This window comes from Aromatoleum toluvorans, assembly GCF_012910905.1.
GTDB lineage: Bacteria > Pseudomonadota > Gammaproteobacteria > Burkholderiales > Rhodocyclaceae > Aromatoleum > Aromatoleum toluvorans.
Map to the genome: position 1 here is coordinate 39874 of NZ_WTVN01000017.1, position 17179 is coordinate 57052.

The window sequence follows — 17179 nt, forward strand, 5'->3', positions numbered from 1 at the left end:
CCATGCGACACCCTATCTGCGAAGACGATCTCCACGCCTGGGTCGACGGACGACTGGGTGCCGCCCGCCGCGGCGAGGTCAACACCTGGCTCGCCGAGGATCCGTCGCGCATCGAACGCGTCGAGGCATGGCGCTCGAACGCCGAAGCGCTGCGCAGTGGCTATGCTGCGCTCCTCGAGGAACCGATCCCGGCACGCCTGCGCGCCGCCGTCGTACGCCGCAAGCCCCTGCCCGCCCTGAGATTTGCCGCCATGGTCGCATGGACCACGCTCGGGACGCTCACCGGCGCCGGCCTGGGCTACCACTTGGGCCAGTCCGGCTCGTCCGACGTCGATACCCTCGCCTCCCTGCCGCATCGCGCCGCCGTCGCGCACGCCGTCTATGCGCCGGAGATCCGCCACCCCGTCGAGGTCAGCGCCGACCAGGAGCAGCACCTCGTCGCCTGGCTGACCAAGCGCCTCGGCGCGCCGGTGAAGCTGCCCGACCTGCACGACCAGGGGTTCGCGCTGCTCGGCGGGCGCCTGCTGCCCACCCCCGACGGCCCCGGCGCACAGTTCATGTACGAGAACGACGGCGGGCGCCGCCTCACGCTGTATCTCAGCGTGCGCGACGACGGCGCCGCGACGACCGCCTTCCGCTACGCGCAGCAGGGCGACGTCGGCGTGTTCTACTGGGTGGACGGCCGCTTCGCCTACGCGCTCTCGGGCCAGTTCGGACGTGACACGCTGCTGCCGCTCGCAAACAGCGTCTATCACCAGATTTCGCCGTAGCACGCGCGCCCGGGCAAACGGGTGAAATTCCCCGCTCACACGGAACTTCGGCATCATGCGGGTGCCGAATCAGCAGCTTTCACTCCTTGCAACGACGCGATGCAGATCCTCAAGCCCAGCGACATTCCGCCGTCCGAAATCACCCCGCGCGCCCTGTTCGAAGACCGCCGGCGCTTTCTCGGCGCTGCCGGCGCGACCCTCGCCGCGGGCGCGGCACTGTGGGCCGGCCTCCTCCCCGACGCGCGCGCGGCGGCTGCGAAGCTCGGCCCGCTGGCACGCTCGCCGCTCAGCACCGACGATACCCAGACCGGCTACAAGTCGGTCACGACCTACAACAACTTCTACGAATTCGGCACCAACAAGGAGGATCCGGCGGCGAATGCCGGGAGCCTGGTGGTCCGCCCGTGGACCGTGCGCGTCGAAGGTCTCGCCGGCAAGCCCCGCACGTTCGACATCGACGATCTGCTCAAGCTCGCCCCGCTGGAGGAACGGATCTACCGCCTGCGCTGCGTCGAGGGCTGGTCGATGGTCATCCCGTGGGCCGGTTTTCCGCTATCGGCCCTGCTCAGGCAGGTCGAACCGCAGGGCAGCGCGAAGTATGTCGAGTTCGTGACCCAGTACGACCCTAAAATCATGATGCGCCGCCCGGTGCTCGACTGGCCCTACACCGAGGGCCTGCGTCTGGACGAGGCGCTGCATCCGCTGACGCTGCTCACGCTCGGGCTGTACGGCGAAGTGCTGCCGAACCAGAACGGCGCACCGGTGCGCATCGTGGTGCCGTGGAAATACGGCTTCAAGAGCGCGAAATCCATCGTCGCGATCCGCCTCGTCGAGAAGGAGCCCCGTACCGCATGGAACAAGGCCGCCCCGAACGAGTACGGCTTCTATTCGAACGTGAACCCCACGGTCGACCATCCCCGCTGGAGCCAGGCCACCGAGCGCCGCCTCGGCGAATTCCGCAAGCGCCCGACGCTGATGTTCAACGGCTATGCCGAACAGGTCGCGAGCCTGTACCAGGGCATGGACCTGCGCAGGTTCTTCTGACCTTCCTCCGACCTTCCTTCCCGCGCCCATGACCAAGACCCCGACCGCCGCTCAGCTCGCCGCGATCAAGGCCGCCCTCTTCGCACTGTGCCTCGTGCCGCTGGCGCTCAACCTGCAGCGCTGGTTCGCCGACGCACTCGGCGCCAACCCCATCGAAGCGATCACGCACGCGAGCGGCGACTGGACGCTGCGCTTCCTGCTGATCACGCTCGCGGTGACGCCGCTGCGCAAGCTCACCGGACTCAACTGGCTGCTGCGCCTGCGCCGCATGCTGGGCCTGTTCGCGTTCTTCTACGCCAGCCTGCACTTCACGACGTATTTCTGGCTCGACCAGTTCTTCGACCTGAACTCGATCGCGCACGACATCATGAAGCGCCCCTTCATCACCGTCGGCTTCGCCGCCTTCGTGCTGCTGACCCCGCTCGCCGTCACGTCGAACAACTACGCCATCCGGCGCCTCGGCGGACGCCGCTGGCAATCGCTGCACCGCTCGGTGTACGGGATCGGCATCCTCGCGATCGTGCATTACTGGTGGCTGGTGAAGGCCGACATCCTCGAACCGATGATCTACGGCCTGATCCTCGCGACCCTGCTGGGCATGCGCGGGTGGTGGCGCGAACTCGAACGCCGCCGCCAGATCGCCGCGAACATGCCGCGGCCGATGCCAGGCGGGAAAGTCATCCCGCTCGTCGTCAAGTCACCGCAGTAGTGAATCGACGGGGGCGCCACCGCAACGCAGCCCCCGTCGCGGCGTGTTTCGTGCTGAGGCGTCCGCCACGCGCCAACGAAGCGCGGAACATGCCGCGGCGGGGGCGGTTCGAAGCCGAGGGCGTCCGCGAGCAGCTCAGCCCAGCTTCGGCCGGATCGCGTGTTTCGGCCGGAAAGCCTTGATCACGGCCTCGTCGGTCTCGACGTAAGGCCCGCCGATCAGGTCGATGCAGTAGGGAATCGCGGCGAAGATGCCGACATGCGCGACCGACCCGTCCGGGGCGCGCAGCCCTTCGAGCGTCTCGCGGATCGACTTCGGCTGCCCCGGCAGGTTCACGATCAGCGACTTGCCGCGGATCACCGCCACCTGGCGCGACAGGATCGCGGTCGGCACGAAGTTCAGGCTGATGCGGCGCATCTCCTCGCCGAAGCCCGGCATCTCCTTCTCGCCCACCGCCAGCGTCGCCTCGGGTGTCACGTCGCGCACCGCCGGCCCCGTGCCGCCGGTCGTGAGGATCAGCGAGCAGCCGACCGTGTCGGCGAGATCGGTCAGCGTGCGCTCGATCATCGGCCGCTCGTCCGGGATCAGCCGCGTCTCGACGCGCCACGGCGAAGTCAGCGCCTTCGACAGCCACTCCTTCAGCGCCGGAATGCCCTGGTCCTCGTAGGTGCCGTCGGAAGCCCGGTCGCTGATCGAGACCAGGCCGATGGTGATTTCGTCGCTCATGATGCCTCCCATTGTGCGTCTTCCCCCGCTCATTCTTCGGCCGCGTCGTCGGCCGCCGGGGTCTCGCCTTCGCCCGCCGCCCCCGCATCGAGGTCGCGCAGGATGCGGAAAATCTCGCGGAACGCCCGCGGCGGCTTGTTCTGCTCGCGCTCCTTGAGCGCATTGCGGCGCAGCGTGCGCAGTTGCTGGAAATCGGCCTCAGGCCACAGCTCGGCGATCGCGTGCAGCGTCTTCTCGTCCTCCAGCAGGTCCGCACGCAGGCGCTCGAGGCGGTGCTGGCGCGCGATCTCCGCCTTCGAGATGCCATTGAACACGTCGAGCTGCGCCTGGATCGGCGCCGGATCGACGTTGCGCATCAGCTTGCCGACATACTGCATCTGGCGCCGGCGCCCCTCGTGGCTCGTGATGCGCTTGGCCTCGCGCACGGCATCCGCGAGCGAATCCGGCATCGGCACCTTCTTCAGCTGATCCAGCGACAAGGCCACCAGCTGCTCGCCCAGATCCTGCAACGCGTGCATGTCGCGCTTGCGCTGGCTCTTGCTCGGCCGCTCCGCAAACCCCGAATCGTCGTCCGGCAGCATTTCGTCGTGGTGGGCGTGGCTCATGAAAAGTACAGTCGGTGGGAACGGGGTAAGATTATAGCCTTTGCTCAACGGTCTCCCGCCCATGTCCGATCAAGGCTTCTCCTTCACCTCCGACCGCCTGCAGGAAATCGCCAGCGACATCCTCAAGTTCGCCAGGAAGCGCGGTGCGTCGGCCTGCGAAACCGATGTCTCGGAAGGCTTCGGCCAGTCCGCGACGGTGCGCAAGGGCGAAGTCGACACGATCGAGTACAACCGCGACAAGGGCATCGGCGTCACGGTCTATCTCGGGCAGCAGCGCGGCCACGCGAGCACGTCGGATTTCTCGAAGGCGGCGTTGAAGGCGACCGTTGACGCAGCGGTGTCGATCGCGCGCTTCACCGCCCCCGACCCCTGCGCCGGGCTCGCCGACGCGTCCCTCATGGCGAAGGACTGCCCCGATCTCGACCTGCACCACCCGTGGCGCCCCGGCGTCGACGACGCGATCGCCGCCGCGCGCCGCTGCGAGGATGCCGCCTTCGCCGCCAGCCCGAAGATCACCAACTCGGAAGGCGCGAGCGTCTCGACGCAGGAGTCGCACTTCATCTCCGCCAACAGCAACGGCTTCATGGGCGGCTACGCCAGCTCGCGCCACAGCGTCTCGTGCTCGGTCATCGCCGGCGAAGGCGACGGCATGCAGCGCGAATACTGGTACGACACGCGCCGCGACGCCGCGGAGCTGATGTCGGCCGAATCGGTCGGCCAGCGCGCCGCCGAACGCGCGCTGGCCCGCCTCGGCGCGAAGAAGATCAAAACCTGCGAAGTGCCGGTGCTGTTCGAATCGTCGCTCGCCGTCGCGCTGATCGGCAACTTCGTCTACGCGGTGAGCGGCGGCTCGCTGTACCGCAAGTCCTCCTTCCTGCTCGACAGCCTCGGCCAGCCGGTCTTCTCGCCGCTCGTGAATATCTCCGAACGCCCGCACCTGCCCAAGGCCTTCGGCTCCAGCCCCTTCGACAGCGACGGCGTCGTCACGCGCGACCGCGAAGTCGTCACCGACGGCGTGCTGCAAGGCTACTTCCTGTCGACCTATTCCGCGCGCAAGCTCGGGCTGCAGACCACCGGCAACGCCGGCGGCTCGCACAACCTCATCGTCAAGCCGGGCGACATGGACTTCGCCGCGCTGGTCAAGCACATGGACCGCGGCCTCGTCGTCACCGAGCTCCTCGGCCAGGGTGTCAATTACGTCACCGGCGACTACTCGCGCGGCGCCGCCGGCTTCTGGGTCGAGAAGGGCAAGATCAAGCACGCCGTCGAAGAGATCACCATCGCCGGCAACCTGCGCGACATGTTCCGCAGCATCGTCGCCATCGGCAACGACGCCCTGCCGCGCGGAGCGAAACTCTGCGGCTCGGTCCTCATCGAGCGCATGAAGATTGCCGGCAGTTGAGCGGACCCCGCGGGCGGCGGATACGCGCACCAGGCATCCCTGCGCTTCACCCAGGAACATCGGACAATGAAAACTCGCCTCTGCCTCGTCAGGCACGGAGAAACCTCCTGGAATGCCGAACAGCGGCTTCAGGGACATCTCGACATCCCCCTGAATCCCGTCGGCGAGGCACAGGCCGCGGCCACCGCCGCCAGCCTCGCGACCGTGCATTTCGCCGCCGTCTACAGCAGCGACCTGCAACGGGCGCGCCAGACCGCGACCGCCATCACGCGCAACCGCGCCGCCGCCGTCGAATTCCACGATCGCCTGCGCGAGCGCAACTACGGCGCCTTCCAGGGTCTGACCTACTCCGAAGCCGAAACGCGTTTTCCCGACGACTATCGCCGCTTCAAGCAGCGCGACCCGCTCTTCACCTTTCCCGGGGGCGGCGAGAGCCTCGCCGAGTTCTCCGCCCGGGTCGCTGAAGCCCTCACCGAACTCGCGAACAACCACGCTGGCGAACAGGTGCTCGTCGTCACGCATGGCGGCGTGCTCGACATCGTGCATCGCCTTGCCGCCGGCAAGGCACTCGACGCCCCGCGCGACTTCACCATCCCGAACGCCGCCCTCAACTGGATCGAATACGACGGCGACACCTGGCACCTCGTGTCATGGGCCGAGCGCGGGCACCTCGAGGGCACCCGGGACGAACTTCCGAACGCCTGACGCAGCACACCTGATCCGCGCCTGCACTGTTTGCGCGTGCTAATATTTCTTTTTAATCACCCCCTCGAGACCGTTTCATGTTCTCTGCGCAAGACACTCTCGCCAAGGTCGATTCCGAACTGTGGGCGGCCATTCAGGCCGAAAACCGTCGCCAGGAAGACCACATCGAACTCATCGCCTCGGAAAACTATGTTTCCCATGCCGTGATGGAAGCGCAGGGTTCCCAGCTCACGAACAAGTACGCCGAAGGCTATCCGGGCAAGCGCTACTACGGCGGCTGCGAGCACGTCGACGTCGTCGAGCAGGTCGCCATCGACCGCCTCAAGAAACTCTTCGGCGCCGATGCCGCGAACGTCCAGCCGAACTCCGGCTCGCAGGCCAACCAAGCGGTGCTGATGGCCTTCGCCAAGCCCGGCGACACCATCATGGGCATGAGCCTCGCCGAAGGCGGCCACCTCACCCACGGCATGCCGCTGAACATGTCGGGCAAGTGGTTCAACGTCGTCGCCTACGGCCTGAACGACAAGGAAGAGATCGACTACGATCAGATGGAGCGTCTGGCGCGCGAGCACAAGCCGCGCATCATCATCGCCGGCGCCTCCGCCTACTCGCTGCGCATCGACTTCGAACGCTTCGCGAAGATCGCGAAGGAGATCGGCGCGATCTTCTGGGTCGACATGGCCCACTACGCCGGCCTGATCGCCGCGGGCTACTACCCCAACCCGGTTCCGCACGCCGACGTCGTCACCTCGACCACGCACAAGACGCTGCGCGGCCCGCGCGGCGGCATCATCCTGATGAAGGCCGAGCATGAAAAGGCCATCAACTCCGCGATCTTCCCCGGCCTGCAGGGCGGCCCGCTCATGCACGTCATCGCCGGCAAGGCGGTCGCCTTCAAGGAAGCGCTGGGCCCGCAGTTCCGCAACTACCAGGAACAGGTCATCGCCAACGCCCGCGTCATGGCGCGCGTGCTCGGCGAGGAGCGCGGCCTGCGCATCGTCTCGGGCCGCACCGAAAGCCACGTATTCCTCGTCGACCTGCGCGCCAAGAACATCACCGGCAAGGCCGCCGAGGCCGCGCTGGGTGCCGCGCACATCACCGTGAACAAGAACGCGATCCCGAAGGACCCGGAAAAGCCCTTCGTCACCTCGGGCATCCGCATCGGTTCGCCGGCGATGACCACCCGCGGCTTCACCGAGATCGAAGCCGAGCAGATCGCGCACCTGATCGCCGACGTCCTCGACGCCCCGCAAGACGAAGCGGTCCTCACGCGCGTTCGCGGCAAGGTCGCGGAACTGTGCGCCAGGCACCCGGTGTATGGGAAGTAATCCGCGGGCAGACAGGCCTGCGTGAACAATCGGGGTGTGCCGTCCGCGAGCGGCACGCCCCGTTTTTTTGTGTGAGTTGAAAAAGGGCCGACACACACCATGAAGTGTCCGTTCTGTGGCGACCCGAACACCCAGGTCACCGACACGCGCGAGAACGAGGACGGCGAGGTCGTCCGCCGCCGGCGCCGCTGTGCGCACTGCGACAAGCGCTTCACGACCTATGAGCGCATCGACCTCAAGATGCCGCACATCATCAAGCGCAACGGCATGCGCACGGAGTTCGACCACGACAAGCTCACGAGCAGCCTGAAGCTCGCGCTGCGCAAGCGCCCCGTCACCCTCGATGCGCTCGAGGCCTCGGTCGACCGCATCGAGGCGAAGCTGCTGTCGATGGGCGAGACCGAAGTCCCCAGCGAGAAGATCGGCGAACTCGTGATGAAGGAGCTCAAGAAGCTCGACAAGGTCGCCTACATCCGCTTCGCATCGGTCTATCGCAATTTCGCCGACGTCGATGAGTTTTCCGAAGTGATCCGCGAGGTGCAGGCGCGCCCCAAGCGCGGACGCAAGGCCAACCCGGACGACACCGAGAATGACCTTTTCGGCAACTGATCACCGCGCGATGGCGCGTGCGCTGCAGCTCGCGGCACGCGGACTGGAAACCACCACGCCCAACCCGCGCGTCGGCTGCGTGCTGCTGCGCGAGGGAGAAATCGTCGGCGAAGGCTGGCACCGTCGCGCCGGCGAAGCGCATGCCGAAATCGAGGCATTGAAGATGGCCGGCGATGCCGCCCGCGGCGCGACCGCCTACGTGACGCTGGAACCCTGCGCCCATCACGGCCGCACCCCGCCCTGCGCCGAAGCGCTGATCCGCGCCGGCATCGCGCGCGTGGTCGCGGCCATGGAGGACCCCAACCCGCTCGTCGCCGGCCGCGGCATGGCGCTGCTGCGCGAAGCCGGCATCCCGGCGGCAAGCGGGCTGATGGCCGCCGAAGCGCACGAACTCAACATCGGCTTCGTCTCGCGCATGACGCGCGGCCGGCCGTGGCTGCGCCTGAAGGCGGCGAGCACCCTCGATGGCAAGACCGCGCTGAACAACGGCGTGAGCCAGTGGATCACCGGCGAAGCGGCACGCCGCGACGGCCACCGCTGGCGCGCGCGCGCCTGCGCGGTGCTCACCGGCATCGGCACCGTGCGCGCCGACGACCCGCAACTCAACGTGCGGGCCGTACCCTGCGAACGCCAGCCGCAACGCATCCTCATCGACGCGCAGCTCGACGTATCCCTCTCGGCGAAGATATTGCAGGACGGGAAATGCCTCGTCGCCGCGGCGGTCGCCGACGAAGCGAAGGTGGCAGCCCTGGCCGCGCGCGGCGTCGAGGTCGTGGTGCTGCCCGACGCCGCCGGCAAGGTCGACCTGCCGGCGCTGATGCGCGAACTCGGGCGCCGCGGTTTCAACGAGATCCACGCCGAAGCCGGCTTCAGGCTCAACGGCGCGCTGCTGCGCGAAGGCTGCGTCGACGAGATCGTGCTCTACATGGCGCCGATGCTGACCGGGGATGCCGCGCAGGGCCTCTTCAACCTCCCCGAACTGAGCGCCCTCGACAAGGCCATACGCCTCGACCTGCGCGACGTGCAGCGCATCGGCGGCGACCTGCGGCTGATCGCGCGCCCCCTGCCGGCCTGAGCGGCTGGGCTCAGGCTTCGCCCCGACTGCCGCACACCTCGCAGCCCGGATCGCGCCCGAGCGAGACGCTGCGCCATTCCATGCTCAGCCCGTCGAGCAGCAGCAGACGCCCGTCCAGCGTCGTTCCGCAGCCGACCAGCAGCTTCAGGGCTTCGGCCGCCTGCGTTGCACCGATGATGCCGGTCAGCGGCGCGAACACCCCCATCACCGCGCAGCGGATCTCCTCGATCTCCTGCCCTTCGGGGAACAGGCAGTGGTAGCACGGGCTTTCCGCCTGACGCAGATCGAAAACCGACACCTGGCCATCAAAACGGATCGCGGCACCGGACACCAGCGGCTTGCGATACCGCGCGCAAGCGCGGTTGATCGCGTGGCGAGTGGCAAAATTGTCGGAGCAGTCGAGCACCACGTCCGCCGCCGCCACCTGCGCATCGAGCGCCTCGCCCTCGAGCCGCCGGGCGAGCGTCTCCACGCGCGCAAACGGGTTCAGGCGCAACAGCGTGTCGCGACCCGATTCGACCTTCAGGCGCCCGACGCCTTCCGCGCTGTGCAGGATCTGGCGCTGCAGGTTGGTGAGATCGACGGTGTCGTTGTCGCACAGGACCAGCGTGCCGACTCCCGCTGCGGCGAGGTACATCGCCGCGGGCGACCCCAGCCCGCCGGCGCCGACGACCAGAACACGCGCCGCCAGGATCGCCTCCTGGCCTTCGACGCCGATTTCGGGCAGCAGGATATGGCGGCTGTAGCGGAGCAGCTGATCGTCGTTCATCGGCACAAAGATCCACACGATGCCGGGAACGGCGCCGGCATTTCACCGCCCGGTCGAACCGGGCTTACCTGTATTCACGGAATTCCGGCGGCGTGTCGTCGTGGTCGCCGTGGAGGTGGTACTCATACACCTTCACGTAGACCTCGTTCGACTGCTTGATCAGCCGCTCGGGCGACGCCACGTTGTGGCGCTGCGTTTCCTCGCAGAAGTAGACGACGGCGCGCACGAGCCTGGCGTACAGCGAGTTCTCGAGGTGGAAACCGGCGTCACGCAGCGCGTCTTCCAGCACCTCGAGCGAGAATTCGAGCACCGAATAGGAAACGACGATGGAATGTTCGCGCTCGCCATGCGGTGCCGCAGTCAGCCCCTTCAGCAGGCGCAGCGATTGCAGCGCCTGCTGGACCTGTCGGGGGGGATACCCGGCGAAGCGGATTTCCCGCTCCTTGAGGAGACCCGCCGCCGCCACGGGGTGCTCATGATGGCGGCCGGCCAGTTTGTACGCGGTTTCACGGCGCATCCCGGCCACCTCCCGTTTCTGTATTATCGACTCATTATTTTTTATTCTGGACGATCTGCAGGCCCTTGAGAAGATTCAGCGCCTGGCCAAGCTGGTAGTCGTCCTTGCCGGCGAATTCGAAACGATGGGGCGACGCGGCCTCGTCGTCGCCGGCCGGCGCCTTGCTGCCTTCGCCCGCGGGTTGCTGCTGGGTCGCCGCCTTGGTCTTGCGCTCGGCATCCGGATCCTTGTCGTTGCCCAGATGCCCGTCGAGGTCGGCCTCGCGCAGGCGACGCGAGGAACCGTTCGCGCTCTCCTCTACGACGATATCCGGCTCGATGCCCTTGGCCTGGATCGAACGACCGCTCGGCGTGTAGTAACGCGCCGTCGTCAGCTTGATGGCGGTGTTGCTGTTGAGCGGCAGGATGGTCTGGACCGAGCCCTTGCCAAAGGTCTGCGTCCCCATCACCACCGCACGCTTGTGATCCTGCAGCGCACCGGCAACGATCTCGGAGGCCGACGCGGAACCGCCATTGACCAGCACCACCATCGGCAGCGTGCGAGCCCCCCCCGGCAGCGCCTTGAGGAAATCATCGCGCGTGCCGCGCAGGTAATCCTCGGGGCTGGCGCGGTATTCGCGCTTCGCGTCCTCGGTACGGCCGTCCGTCGACACCACCAGCGTATTGGACGGCAGGAAGGCCGCCGCCACGCCGACGGCACCATGCAGCAGGCCGCCCGGGTCGTTGCGCAGGTCGAGCACGAGGCCCTTGAGGCTGTTGCCCTTGGCCATCTTGCCGAGGTGCTCGACCACCGCCTGCGCGGTGTTCTCCTGGAACTGTGCGACGCGCACGTAGCCATAGCCCGGCTCGACGACCTTCGACTTGACGCTCTGCACCTTGATCACTTCGCGGGTGAGCTTCAGCACGATGGGCTTCTGCTCGCCCTTGCGCGCGATGGTCAGCGTGATGTCGGTCTTCGGCTTGCCGCGCATGCGCTTGACCGCGTCATTGAGGTTCATGCCCTTGACCGGCGTGTCGTCGAGCTTGACGATGAGGTCGCCCGCCTTGACGCCGGCACGATAGGCCGGCGTGTCCTCGATCGGCGAGATCACCTTGACGAAGCCGTCTTCCATGCCGACCTCGATGCCCAGCCCGCCGAACTCGCCGTGCGTGCCGACCTGCAGTTCCTTGTACGCTTCCGCGTCGAGATAGGCGGAGTGCGGATCGAGGCCGCTCAGCATGCCGCTGATGGCGTGATTGATGAGCTTCTTGTCCTCGACGGGTTCGACGTAACCCTGCTTGATCGCGTTGAAGACGTCGGCAAATGCACGCAGCTCTTCCACCGGCAGCGGTGCCTGCGCGGCCTTGTCGGCACTGGCGGAGAAATTGAGGCTGATCAGCACGCCGGCGACCACGCCGGTCATCACCAATCCTGCTTTCTGAAGCTTGTTGCGCATGAGCACTCCATCGAGGAAACATCGCCCGGCTCACGCCGGAACATCTAATTGACCTGCACCCACTTCAGCGGATCGAGCGGCTGACCCCGGTGTCGGATTTCAAAGTATAAACCCGAATCACTGCCGCCTCCGCTGGTGCCCACGCTGGCGATCGCGTCGCCGCCGGCGATGTTGTCGCCGAGCTGCTTCAACAGCGCATCGTTGTTGCCGTAGATGGTCAGGTAGTCGCCACCGTGGTCCACGATGATGAGGTTGCCATACCCGCGCAGCCAGTCCGAAAAGACCACCTCCCCCGCTGCCACGGCGCGCACCTGTGTCCCTCCCGCCGCCCGGATGAAGACGCCGCGCCACGTCGTCCCGCCTTCCGCCCTTGGAGCGCCAAAGCGGCCGAGGAGTTCTCCGCGCACGGGAAATCTCATCTTCCCGCGCAGCTGCGCGAAGCTGACGCCCGTCGGAGTCGGCCCGGCGGACTGCCGGATCTCGCCGACGACGGGCTCGGAGCGGGCCTGGGCCGTCCGTGCCGGTTTGGCTTCGGCCGCGACAGCGGGAGAAACCGTGGTGTCGGCGCCCCCCGCCCCGCTCGCGCCGGGCACGCCGGGATCCCGCGCAGCACGCTCGCTCGCGGCCTGCTCCCGGGCCGCCTTTGCCCGCGCGGCCAGCTCGCGCGCCGCCTGCTCACGCGCAGCCTTCGCTGCCGCCGCAGCACGCGCCGCTTCGCGCTCGGCCGCACGACGGGCGAGCACCGCGACGAGGCGCCCGAGGCGCTCCTGGTCCTGGCGCAAGGTCCGCTCCTCCTTGCGCTGGCTGCGCAGCTGTTCCGCGAGCCCGGCCACGGCCTCCTTGCGCCGCACCTGCACCGCCTCCAGCTCCTTGCGCCGTACCTGCTGCTCCGCCTCGAGCGCGACAAGCCGGTCGCGCCGCGCCGCGATCGACTCGCCCAGGCGCTTCTTTTCCTTGAGATCGGCGCGCAAAGTCTCGATCAGCTCGAGGCGCGCCTTGCCGAGGTATTCCAGATAATAAGCATCGCGTGCCAGCTGGTTCGGGTCGCGCGTCGACAGGAAGGGCGCAACACCGCCCGCCGCGCAATGCACGTAATGCTGCCTCAGCCACTCCGCCAGCTCCGACTGCCGGCTGCCGATGCGTTCCTCGACCGCCTGCCGCTCGGCCTCCAGCACGGCGAGGTTCTTCTCGGCCGCTGTCCGGTTGCCGGCGAGCTGCTGCAATTCGCGCTGGACGCGGGAAACCGCGCGCTCGGCCTCGGCGAGTTCCTCCGACGCACTCGACCGCGACTCCTCGGTATCGGCGATTTCCTTCTGCAGATCGCGAATGCGTTGCCTGACCTCTTCAAGGTCGGAGCGCTTCTGCTCGACATCGCCGTTGTCCGCCGCCTGCGCAGCGAAGCCCGTCAGCAGAACGAGTGCGGCCAAGGCGTGACGCAGGCAGCGCGGGCGCGGGATCTTCTTCATCACGACCGCGACCGTCAGACCTTCGCCCGGCCCTGCCCGGCCACGGCAGCCTGGGCCGCGCGGATCGTGCCTTCGTCGGCGAGGTAGTAGCGCTTGATCGGACGCAGACTGGCGTCCAGCTCATACACCAGTGGCTGCCCGGTCGGGATGTCGAGGCCGACGACCTCCTCGTCCGGGATGCCGTCGAGGTACTTGACCAGGGCGCGCAGGCTGTTGCCGTGCGCCACGATCAGGATGCGGCGGCCCGCCAGGATCTGCGGCACGATCACCGTCTCCCAGTACGGCACGAAGCGCGCCATGGTGTCCTTGAGGGATTCGGTGCGGGGAAACTGCGCGCGCGGCAAGCTTGCATAGCGCGGATCGTTCAGCGTGAGGCGCTCGTCGCCCTCGGCGAGCGCAGGCGGCGGGACGTCGTACGAACGGCGCCACGCGAGCACCTGCGCCTCGCCGAACTTCGCCGCCGTCTCGGCCTTGTCGAGCCCCTGCAGCGCACCATAGCTGCGCTCGTTCAGGCGCCACGAATGCTCCACCGGCAACCACAGCGCATCGAGCTCCTCGAGGACGATGTTGAGCGTCTTGCTGGCGCGCTTGAGCACCGAGGTGAAGGCGAGATCGAAAACCTGCCCCTCGCGCCTGAGCAGGCGACCGGCCTCGCGGGCTTCCTCGACGCCCTTCCCGGTCAGATCCACATCGGCCCAGCCGGTAAAACGGTTCTCCTTGTTCCAGGTCGACTCGCCGTGACGAAGCAGAACGATTTTGTACATGAACGCTCAGAGGGTTTGATGAGTTGCACGAGGACCCACGGCCCCCTGACCGGCAACGTACGGACGCCCGGATCGGGCCTGCGGCGCACAAAGGCACCGATGGCACGCTTTTGCGGGCCGCGGTATTTTATACTACCTGCCTGATCCGTACTTCCCGCCATCGTGGATACCAAGACCATCATCGACCTGATCGACAAGCACGAGCACATTGAAACCGCCGCGCGCGCGCTCAAGGCGATCGCTCATCCGTTGCGCCTGAAGATCCTGTGCGTGCTCGGCGAGAACGAGGTCTGTGTCCAGGACATCGTCGAAGCGGTCGGCACCTCGCAAAGCAACATTTCCCAGCATCTCGCCATCCTGCGCGACAAGGCCGTACTGCAGACCCGCAAGGACGCCAACCGCGTGTACTACCGCATCTGCGACCAGCGGACCCTGCAGCTCATCGCGCTGATGCGCGAAGTGTTCTGCAACGACACGCCCGGCCGGAACTGATCGCCGGACAAGCGGCACCTCACCCTCCCCGGACAAGAAAAGCAATCGGAGCAAGACTACGTGGAATTCCTGCAGCAAAACTGGTACTGGGCCGCGCTCGCGGCGGCGAGCGGCGCATGGCTGCTCTTTGACTTCGCGCGCAGCCAGGGCGACAAATCGCAGCTGTCGCCCGTCGAGGCGACCCTCCTGATCAACCGCGAGGACGCGCAGGTGCTCGACATCCGCGAGCAGGGCGAGTTCGCCGGCGGCCACATCCCGAACGCGCGCCACATTCCGCTCGGCGAGCTCGAACGGCGCAGCGGCGACCTGGAGAAATTCAAGGACCGCCCGATCATCCTGTGCTGCGCGACGGGCAACCGCTCCGCCACCGCCCTCGCCACCCTCAGGAAAGCAGGCTTCGAAAAGGTCTTCAACCTGCGCGGCGGCATCGCCGAATGGGAGAAGGCGGGCCAACCACTCAGCCGCAAGAGGAAATGACGATGCAGCCCAAGATCCGCATGTACGCGACGGCGGTGTGTCCCTACTGTGTCCGTGCCGAGCAGCTGTTGCGGCGCAAGGGCGTGCAGGACATCGAGAAGATCCGCGTCGACCAGGATCCCGTGCGCCGCGACGAGATGATCAGCATCACCGGCCGGCGCACCGTCCCGCAGATCTTCATCGGCGAAACGCACGTCGGCGGCTGCGACGACCTCTACGACCTCGAACACCAGGGCAAGCTCGACGCACTGCTGCAACAGGCCTGAGCGATCCTTCCTCATCTTTTCATCCCGTTTCAATATTCCAGGCACTCACATGTCCGATAACACCCAGAACGCCGAAAATCCCGTCTTCTCGATCGAAAAACTCTATGTGAAGGATCTGTCGCTGGAAGTGCCCAACGCCCCGCGCATCTTCCTCGACCGCGAGAATCCGCAGATCAACGTGCAGCTGCGCACCGAAGCCGCCAGCGTCGACGAAGGCATCTATGAAGTCACCCTGACGGTCACCGTCTCGGCCAAGCTCGCAGAGGATCGCACGGTGTTCCTCGTCGAAGTCGCGCAGGCAGGCATCTTCCAGATCCGCAACATCCCCGAGGGCGACCTGGAGCCGGTGACGATGATCGGCTGCCCGAACATCCTCTTCCCCTACGCCCGCGAGGCCATCTCCGACGCCGTCACGCGCGCGGGCTTCCAGCCCGTGGTCCTCGCCCCGGTCAACTTCGAGGCCCTGTACCAGGCGCAGCAGCAACAGTCCGAGTCCCGCGAGCCGGGCGAACTGCCGATCCAGTAAGCAGCGATGCGCACCCAGCTCCACGTCGTCGCGCTCGCGGCCGCGCTCGCCCTGCCCGCAGCGGGCGCGCATGCGATCGACTACCGCTCGGTTTCCGAGCCGGCCATCCTGTTCGACTCGCCGTCCGACAAGGGCAAGCGCCTGTTCATCGTCGCTGCCGGCACTCCGCTGGAAGTGGTCGTCAGCCTCGACAAGTGGGTCAAGGTCCGTGATGCCGGCGGTTCGATCAACTGGATCGAGCGCCGCGTCCTCACGGACAAGCGCACCGTGATGGTCACCAGCGCGCGCGCCGTCGTGCGCCAGCGCCCTGCGGCCGACGCGCCGGTCGCCTTCGAGACGTCGAAGGACGTGGTCCTCGAAGTCACCGGCAGCGCCAGCGAGGGCTGGCTGCCCGTGCGCCACAAGGATGGCGCAAACGGTTATGTGCGCGTGACCGAGGTCTGGGGGCTTTGAGCCGGAAGCGCATTGCCGTATTCGGCGCCGGCGCATGGGGCACCGCGCTGGCGCTGGCCTTTGCGGCGCGCCACCGCGTGATCCTGTGGGGACGCGACGCCACCCACGTCGAGACGCTGGCGGCAACGCGGCAGAACGCGCGCTACCTCCCGGATGTACCGCTGCCGGCCTCGCTGGAACTGACGGCCGATTTCGAAACGGCCGCCCGCGGTGCCGACCTGCATCTCGTTGTCACGCCGCTCGCGGGGCTGCGCGACACGGCCGGCAAGCTGAACCGGCTGCAGCCGGGTACCCCGCTGATCTGGGCCTGCAAGGGCCTCGAGGCCGGCACTGGCCGCCTGCCGCATGAAATCATCCGCGAGGAACTGGGGCCGGACGCGCCCTGCGGCGTCCTCACGGGCCCGAGCTTCGCCGCCGAGGTCGCGCGCGGCATGCCGACCGCCGTCACGCTGGCCGCGTCGGATCTCGACTTCGCGCAGGAGTGGGTGCGCAACCTGCATCAACCGCACCTGCGGATCTACGCGAACACCGACGTCGTCGGCGCGGAGATCGGCGGTGCGATCAAGAACGTCCTGGCGATCGCCGCCGGCGTCTCCGACGGCATGGGCTTCGGCCTCAATGCGCGCGCGGCGCTGATCACGCGCGGGCTCGCCGAGATCGCGCGCCTGGCGACCGCTGTGGGCGGGCGCGCCGACACGCTGATGGGGCTCGCGGGGATGGGCGACCTGATCCTGACCTGCACCGGCGACCTGTCGCGCAACCGTCGCGTCGGCCTGGCGCTCGCGCAGGGCAAGACGCTCGCGGACATCCTGGCGGAACTGGGGCACGTCGCCGAAGGCGTCTCCACCGCGCGCGCGGTGGCAAGCCTCGCCGCCCGGCACGGCGTCGAGATGCCCCTGTGCGCGGCGGTCGACACGCTGCTCCACGACAACCGCCTCGGACCGCGCGAAGTGGTCGAACAGCTCCTGTCGCGCGAACCGCGCCAGGAATAGGTCCTCACCCCCCGGGCCCGCACACCCCGCCGTCGCTCGCGGCCGGCGG

21 protein-coding genes are annotated in these 17179 nt (G+C 67.5%); 14 read left to right on the plus strand and 7 right to left on the minus strand.

The genetic code is table 11. From position 1 onward, the window contains the following. Positions 1-2 precede the first annotated feature (2 nt). The 3 genes from GPA22_RS12240 to GPA22_RS12250 all read left to right on the plus strand — a co-directional run bounded on the left by GPA22_RS12240 (position 3) and on the right by GPA22_RS12250 (position 2523). Entirely contained in the window at positions 3-770 is a 768-nt protein-coding gene (locus GPA22_RS12240; protein WP_169256350.1) for an anti-sigma factor family protein, read from the plus strand. A gap of 99 nt (positions 771-869) precedes the next feature. Then, positions 870-1814, plus strand: coding sequence for a protein-methionine-sulfoxide reductase catalytic subunit MsrP (gene msrP, locus GPA22_RS12245; protein ID WP_169256351.1), 945 nt, complete (start codon positions 870-872; stop codon positions 1812-1814). 28 nt (positions 1815-1842) lie between these two features. Beyond that, positions 1843-2523: a protein-methionine-sulfoxide reductase heme-binding subunit MsrQ gene (locus tag GPA22_RS12250; protein ID WP_169256352.1), complete on the plus strand. Its 681-nt coding sequence runs from the start codon at positions 1843-1845 to the stop codon at positions 2521-2523. 135 nt (positions 2524-2658) lie between these two features. Here GPA22_RS12250 and mog read toward each other — a convergent pair whose 3' ends face one another. Then, positions 2659-3249 (minus strand): molybdopterin adenylyltransferase, encoded by a 591-nt coding sequence (gene mog / locus GPA22_RS12255; protein ID WP_169256353.1) that lies wholly within the window; start codon positions 3247-3249, stop codon positions 2659-2661. 29 nt (positions 3250-3278) lie between these two features. Beyond that, complete coding sequence (yjgA, locus tag GPA22_RS12260; protein ID WP_169256354.1) at positions 3279-3854, minus strand: ribosome biogenesis factor YjgA; 576 nt, start codon at positions 3852-3854, stop codon at positions 3279-3281. A 61-nt stretch (positions 3855-3915) separates the two neighbouring features. Between yjgA and pmbA the strand changes: the two genes are divergently transcribed. From pmbA to ribD, 5 genes are all read left to right on the plus strand, one after another. Continuing rightward, positions 3916-5256 (plus strand): metalloprotease PmbA, encoded by a 1341-nt coding sequence (gene pmbA / locus GPA22_RS12265; RefSeq protein ID WP_169256355.1) that lies wholly within the window; start codon positions 3916-3918, stop codon positions 5254-5256. 66 nt (positions 5257-5322) lie between these two features. Beyond that, positions 5323-5961, plus strand: a complete 639-nt coding sequence (locus GPA22_RS12270; RefSeq protein ID WP_169256356.1) for a histidine phosphatase family protein — start codon at positions 5323-5325, stop codon at positions 5959-5961. 77 nt (positions 5962-6038) lie between these two features. Next, positions 6039-7289: a serine hydroxymethyltransferase gene (gene glyA, locus GPA22_RS12275; protein ID WP_169256357.1), complete on the plus strand. Its 1251-nt coding sequence runs from the start codon at positions 6039-6041 to the stop codon at positions 7287-7289. Between the two features lie 99 nt (positions 7290-7388). Continuing rightward, complete coding sequence (gene nrdR / locus GPA22_RS12280; protein WP_169256358.1) at positions 7389-7898, plus strand: transcriptional regulator NrdR; 510 nt, start codon at positions 7389-7391, stop codon at positions 7896-7898. Beyond that, positions 7879-8973 (plus strand): bifunctional diaminohydroxyphosphoribosylaminopyrimidine deaminase/5-amino-6-(5-phosphoribosylamino)uracil reductase RibD, encoded by a 1095-nt coding sequence (ribD, locus tag GPA22_RS12285; RefSeq protein ID WP_169256359.1) that lies wholly within the window; start codon positions 7879-7881, stop codon positions 8971-8973. Before nrdR ends, ribD begins: the two co-directional genes overlap by 20 nt. Before the next feature lie 10 nt (positions 8974-8983). Here the strand turns inward: ribD and GPA22_RS12290 are convergent, their stop codons facing one another. The 5 genes from GPA22_RS12290 to gpmA form a co-directional block, all read right to left on the minus strand. Beyond that, a complete protein-coding gene (locus GPA22_RS12290; RefSeq protein ID WP_169256360.1) occupies positions 8984-9742 on the minus strand; it encodes a HesA/MoeB/ThiF family protein in 759 nt (252 codons plus the stop codon). Between the two features lie 64 nt (positions 9743-9806). Then, on the minus strand, positions 9807-10259 hold the full coding sequence (locus GPA22_RS12295) for a hypothetical protein (protein WP_169256361.1): 453 nt from the start codon (positions 10257-10259) through the stop codon (positions 9807-9809). A gap of 34 nt (positions 10260-10293) precedes the next feature. Then, positions 10294-11694 (minus strand): S41 family peptidase, encoded by a 1401-nt coding sequence (locus GPA22_RS12300; protein WP_169256362.1) that lies wholly within the window; start codon positions 11692-11694, stop codon positions 10294-10296. Positions 11695-11738: 44 nt separating this feature from the next. Further along, positions 11739-13160: a murein hydrolase activator EnvC family protein gene (locus GPA22_RS12305; protein ID WP_169256363.1), complete on the minus strand. Its 1422-nt coding sequence runs from the start codon at positions 13158-13160 to the stop codon at positions 11739-11741. A gap of 14 nt (positions 13161-13174) precedes the next feature. After that, positions 13175-13924 (minus strand): 2,3-diphosphoglycerate-dependent phosphoglycerate mutase, encoded by a 750-nt coding sequence (gene gpmA, locus GPA22_RS12310; RefSeq protein WP_169256364.1) that lies wholly within the window; start codon positions 13922-13924, stop codon positions 13175-13177. Positions 13925-14086: 162 nt separating this feature from the next. Between gpmA and GPA22_RS12315 the strand changes: the two genes are divergently transcribed. From GPA22_RS12315 to GPA22_RS12340, 6 genes are read left to right on the plus strand one after another with little or no spacing between them, the layout of a single operon-like run. Beyond that, on the plus strand, positions 14087-14416 hold the full coding sequence (locus GPA22_RS12315) for an ArsR/SmtB family transcription factor (protein WP_121427662.1): 330 nt from the start codon (positions 14087-14089) through the stop codon (positions 14414-14416). A 60-nt stretch (positions 14417-14476) separates the two neighbouring features. Beyond that, positions 14477-14893, plus strand: coding sequence for a rhodanese-like domain-containing protein (locus tag GPA22_RS12320; protein WP_169256365.1), 417 nt, complete (start codon positions 14477-14479; stop codon positions 14891-14893). 2 nt (positions 14894-14895) lie between these two features. Beyond that, positions 14896-15159, plus strand: a complete 264-nt coding sequence (gene grxC / locus GPA22_RS12325) for a glutaredoxin 3 (protein WP_169256366.1) — start codon at positions 14896-14898, stop codon at positions 15157-15159. A 49-nt stretch (positions 15160-15208) separates the two neighbouring features. Next, the gene (gene secB / locus GPA22_RS12330; RefSeq protein WP_169256367.1) at positions 15209-15685 is read left to right on the plus strand and encodes a protein-export chaperone SecB; all 477 of its coding nucleotides are present in this window, start codon (positions 15209-15211) and stop codon (positions 15683-15685) included. Between the two features lie 6 nt (positions 15686-15691). Continuing rightward, complete coding sequence (locus GPA22_RS12335) at positions 15692-16138, plus strand: SH3 domain-containing protein (protein ID WP_169256368.1); 447 nt, start codon at positions 15692-15694, stop codon at positions 16136-16138. Further along, a complete protein-coding gene (locus tag GPA22_RS12340; RefSeq protein WP_169256369.1) occupies positions 16135-17130 on the plus strand; it encodes an NAD(P)H-dependent glycerol-3-phosphate dehydrogenase in 996 nt (331 codons plus the stop codon). Before GPA22_RS12335 ends, GPA22_RS12340 begins: the two co-directional genes overlap by 4 nt. The last annotated feature ends 49 nt before the right edge of the window (positions 17131-17179 follow it).